The 4014-nt window shown below is 48.2% G+C and carries 3 protein-coding genes; all 3 read right to left on the bottom strand.

The window, feature by feature from the left end:
• On the bottom strand, positions 1-502 hold a 502-nt coding region (locus tag KDK19_RS01275), incomplete at its 3' end, for a hypothetical protein (protein ID WP_257291183.1).
• A 150-nt stretch (positions 503-652) separates the two neighbouring features.
• On the bottom strand, positions 653-3691 hold the full coding sequence (locus tag KDK19_RS01270) for a transglutaminase-like domain-containing protein (protein ID WP_257291182.1): 3039 nt from the start codon (positions 3689-3691) through the stop codon (positions 653-655).
• A gap of 22 nt (positions 3692-3713) precedes the next feature.
• Positions 3714-4014, bottom strand: a 301-nt coding sequence (locus KDK19_RS01265; RefSeq protein WP_257291181.1) for a hypothetical protein, incomplete at its 5' end; no start/stop codon positions are given.

Raw genomic sequence — 4014 nt, 5'->3', positions numbered from 1 at the left:
AGGGGTTGTCCGGGTCCAGCAGATCGTTAAATTTTGGTAGCTCCTCACTGGTGAGCTTACGGATATCTATCACCAGAGTGAGCGGCTTTGAACCTTCAAACAGCTTGCCTGAGCGGAGAGTGTGGCGACCATCAGCGGAGATGCTCAACCGGCTCACCAGATTAGCCTGAGAGAGACCATCGGGATGGGAGATAAGGGTGACATCCCGATGCTTATCGCCGGTCTCGGCCACTAAAAGCTGTCTAACCTCATCATCACTGGCGACAAAACGAAAATCGAAGGAATGGGAAGCCTTGCGGAACGGGGAATCTGCTGAAGATACAGTCCTCACTTTATCGGACAATGTCGTCGGGAGTGACGATATAGCCAGCTGGGATGTTACCCTGCGGCAGAGATCTCCATGCTCTTTCGACAATAACTCCAGCTTTGCTTTCTTGGGCGTTTCACCTTCATAAAGAGCAAGAGCGCGTTTGTTTATTTGCCCATCAATCCGACCATCCATAGTCAACCTCTCTCCTGTAATCTGAAGAACAGCATTGAAACCGTTTAATTGTATGACCTTCAGACAGGATAAAAGTTCTATTTGAATGGTTGCCCGAAACCATTGAAGGTATTAATCGGACTCGAAAAGCTCATCATGGCCAAACGGCTATCACGTATCCAGTGAATCACACATCGAATTCAAATTAACGCTTTTCAAAAACTCTTCGGCAATGTTCGTCAGCTGGTCGGAATTGAGCACCAGAGCGTCACTGACGTTGAGTGTTTGCCGCAGGTAGGCAAGATTAAGAGAGTTCTCAAACCCCAAAGAGCTATCAATTTCAGACATCATTGCATGTAGCTCTTCTGGCGAGGATGGGTCACGAGCACCGTACAAGTCTGGTGAGCTTTCGAAGATCGAAGCTTTGGCCCAACAATAGGTTAAACAACTGCCTTTCGAGTGGGTGACTCCATAAAGGTAATGACTGAAGGCCTGCTGAATCGCTTGTTTGCATTTGTTTCTTAAAGCATCCAAAGGCCCACAGTCCTTCTCAGGGGACTCTGGAATGGGTTTGCGCTGACATTGACCTGCCGTCGTATCAGATTGTTTCATTTTTTCCAATAACGGCTTCAAGTCCGGACTGTTCCCGACTTTTTGTTGATACAGGGCTTCGATCTTTTCATCCAGCACTTTGCCGCCCCAGACAGGTTGCCCCAGGATAATCACTGGACGGTGGTTCGCCCTGCCCGAGGTTAACTTTACAAACGCGGGTTGATGCACCAGCATTCGTTCTATATTCGGAATGCCCTCAGGTATGTCCGTCCAAGAGTTCTGTATAGATGAGCTGGCTATTTTACCTTCAAGAAATGGCGAAAACCCATCATGACAATCAGTGATGAAGAAGGCATTATTTTTTTCCCCCTGGAAGCGATTGTAAGCCAACCGCCACATAAAGATATTTTCATCCCTGGAAAACAATGCCTTATACCACTCTTTCAGGCACTGTGTAGCCTTAACTTTCAGTTCATCGATAGCTTCCAGACGCACCAACAGATTAAGAAGTTCATTGGGAGGGGTCCCAATTCTGCCCCAGTAGGTCCTTGGGTCCAGCCAACCCGATGCCAGAGCTTCATGGGCAAAAAAAATGACCGAAGGTATGGTCAAGTCACTTTGTATCAGCATGCCCACCATTGTAGATAACCAGTTGCAAGGATTTGCTCCGACCTGAACAATCATTTTTGTATGGAGTGACTTGAGTTTTTCAGTGATCTGATTTGCATCATGGTCAGACAATATTTGTTTTACTGCCTGCAACATCGGTCTATTGGTATATTTACTGGCGTCATACACCTGCACATCACCGGCCAGGCGCGTATCGATAGCGCTCCATGCTTTTGTCTCTAACGCCTCTAACATTGAGACACCCATGGAAAAACCGGTTAAATCTTTTCTCCCCCAGAGGTGCTTTACTATTTCGGAAATACTTAGATGGTTTTCTGGCAATGCACTGTTTCTTTCAAGCGCTTTGTTCAGTTCCCCAAGGCTCAAGCCAGAGGCTTCAGCCAGAATTTGCTGTTGCTCCGGGTCAGCCCCTTTCAGGAGATCCTGAAGGAGCTCCTTATTCTTCCTGAGCTGAGTGCTGGAATGGCTGGTATTTATGGTGTGCTGGAAGTCAGACTTGATTTCTGTTGCCTCTACAGGCGCCCCGCCCAAATCCACTGACACCCAGGTTTGGCCTCCATTTACGGAATATTCAGCAAAGCTGTGGTCTTTGTTATTAATTTCACGACATCGAATCCCAAAGTAACGACAAAGAGCAACAAAAACAGGCACACGATGGCGACAGCTGCCTTGCCGCTTTGTTACGAGGAAGTCAAAGAAATTTTCATGGCGCCCGGGTTGAGTCTCACCGGAAAATTGTTTGCAATATTCTGTGATCGCCTCAATTCGTTGCTCCGTGTCTTCAGCGTTTTCTATGGCCTGCAAAATCACCCGTACTTCGGGTGGGTGTTGGTCAACGTGGTTAACCGTCTCAAAAAGTCTCTTTATCACTGCCTTCATACCTTTTGAACAGCGGGCGTCAAAATGTGCTGGCCCTTCTGGTCTGGCTTCTTTAGCAGGTGCTTTTTTGCCCGGCTCTCTGGGTTCTATGACATAAGCACACCGAATAGTTTGCTCAGTGTAGTCCTCTGGAATAGTCAGTGTATGAAGCCCGGTATATACGTCCCTGGTCAGGATAAATGGAAAATCGGGTTCAGTACGCAAGGCCACTATATAGTCGTCAGGCGTCAGGCTGGGCAATGAATATTGACCATTTTTCGATGACAAGTACAAGGTAGCGAACGTTTGATCGCTGGTTAATGTCACTGACTGATCAGGCCCCGGTAAACGGTCCGGTCTGAGGGTTTCGACCCCATAAATGTGTATATTATCAAGATTGATCTTTTTGACTTTACCCTCAGCAGTCACATAAATATCCGCTGCCGACACCCGATAAGTCGCAGGAGAATGGTGCATATTAAAAACTATATAATCGGTAACAGATCGCGTCTCCTGCCAATCATAGTTCGTTTCCCGGTCCAATACCCCAGCCTGTTTTTCGTGGACTTGCGGATCGTATGGTTCAGGCGCGTTATTACTGCCAATAGCCAACGCTTTGTTAGTAACATCGTCAACCAAATGGTTCAGCCGATCACTCATCTGCTGCCAAAGCGCAGGACACGGTTTAGCTGTCTGGGCGATCCACGCCTCTACCCACTTCTCAGCCTCCTGAAGATAAAGCTGAGAAGCAGATAATTTCAGCGTTTGTTCCTCTTCTTCCGTCAGGACAAATACCCTGTTAACGTCTACGCTCGTCTCGCCAAACTCATGATTAAACCAGCGTTGCTGACAATGTCGGTAAAGTGCCCGGGTGAGAATATCATCTGACCGATCCGGCTTCAGGGAAAGACCGAACGCCTGCCATCTGGCCTGAGCCACCATTTTGATGATTTCTGTTCTGGCTTCCTCTCCATCCAGATCCGCCTTAATACGTATTTCGTGGCGTTTTTCATCGATACTGTTGAGGTAACTCTTTCGTATCAACCAGGGACGGTTAATACCCGATACCGTTTGGTTGAACCAACGGCAAAGTCCGGAATCAAGCTCACAGGTAGTCATGGCAAGCGCCGATGGCTCTGGCAGTTCCTCCAGCGATATCCCGGCGGCCATCAGGTAAAGCCGGTAATGCTGATTAAGGCACTGAAGAAGTCCGTCTTCGGTAAAATCCCCCCCCCCGAATGACGGCTCTGGCCACATTCTGTAAATCAAGGCTGGTCGGCTGCAACGGCAAGTTGTGTCGTTGCAGGTAAGCCCTTAAATGACAATGTTTTTCTGTCAGCTTTTTAGCGACGAATTTCCCTTCTGAGGACTCTGGCAACACTTTCTCGGCAATGGTCTGTAATTCTGCCGGGCTGTACTGCCGAACAGGCAGATGCCGGAAACGCCCTTTCAGCGCCGGTGATAAGGGATTTCGCCCGCTGTACTCCGGTGGG

The organism is Endozoicomonas sp. ONNA1, from assembly GCF_024606325.1.
Taxonomy (GTDB): domain Bacteria; phylum Pseudomonadota; class Gammaproteobacteria; order Pseudomonadales; family Endozoicomonadaceae; genus Endozoicomonas_A.
This window is presented reverse-complemented; position numbering and strand designations above follow the sequence as displayed.

What these genes read in the sequence shown, in the direction of transcription:
- KDK19_RS01270 (WP_257291182.1), bottom strand. Translation starts at nt 3,691, where the DNA reads ATGGCCGCCGGGATATCGCTGGAGGAACTGCCAGAGCCATCGGCGCTT.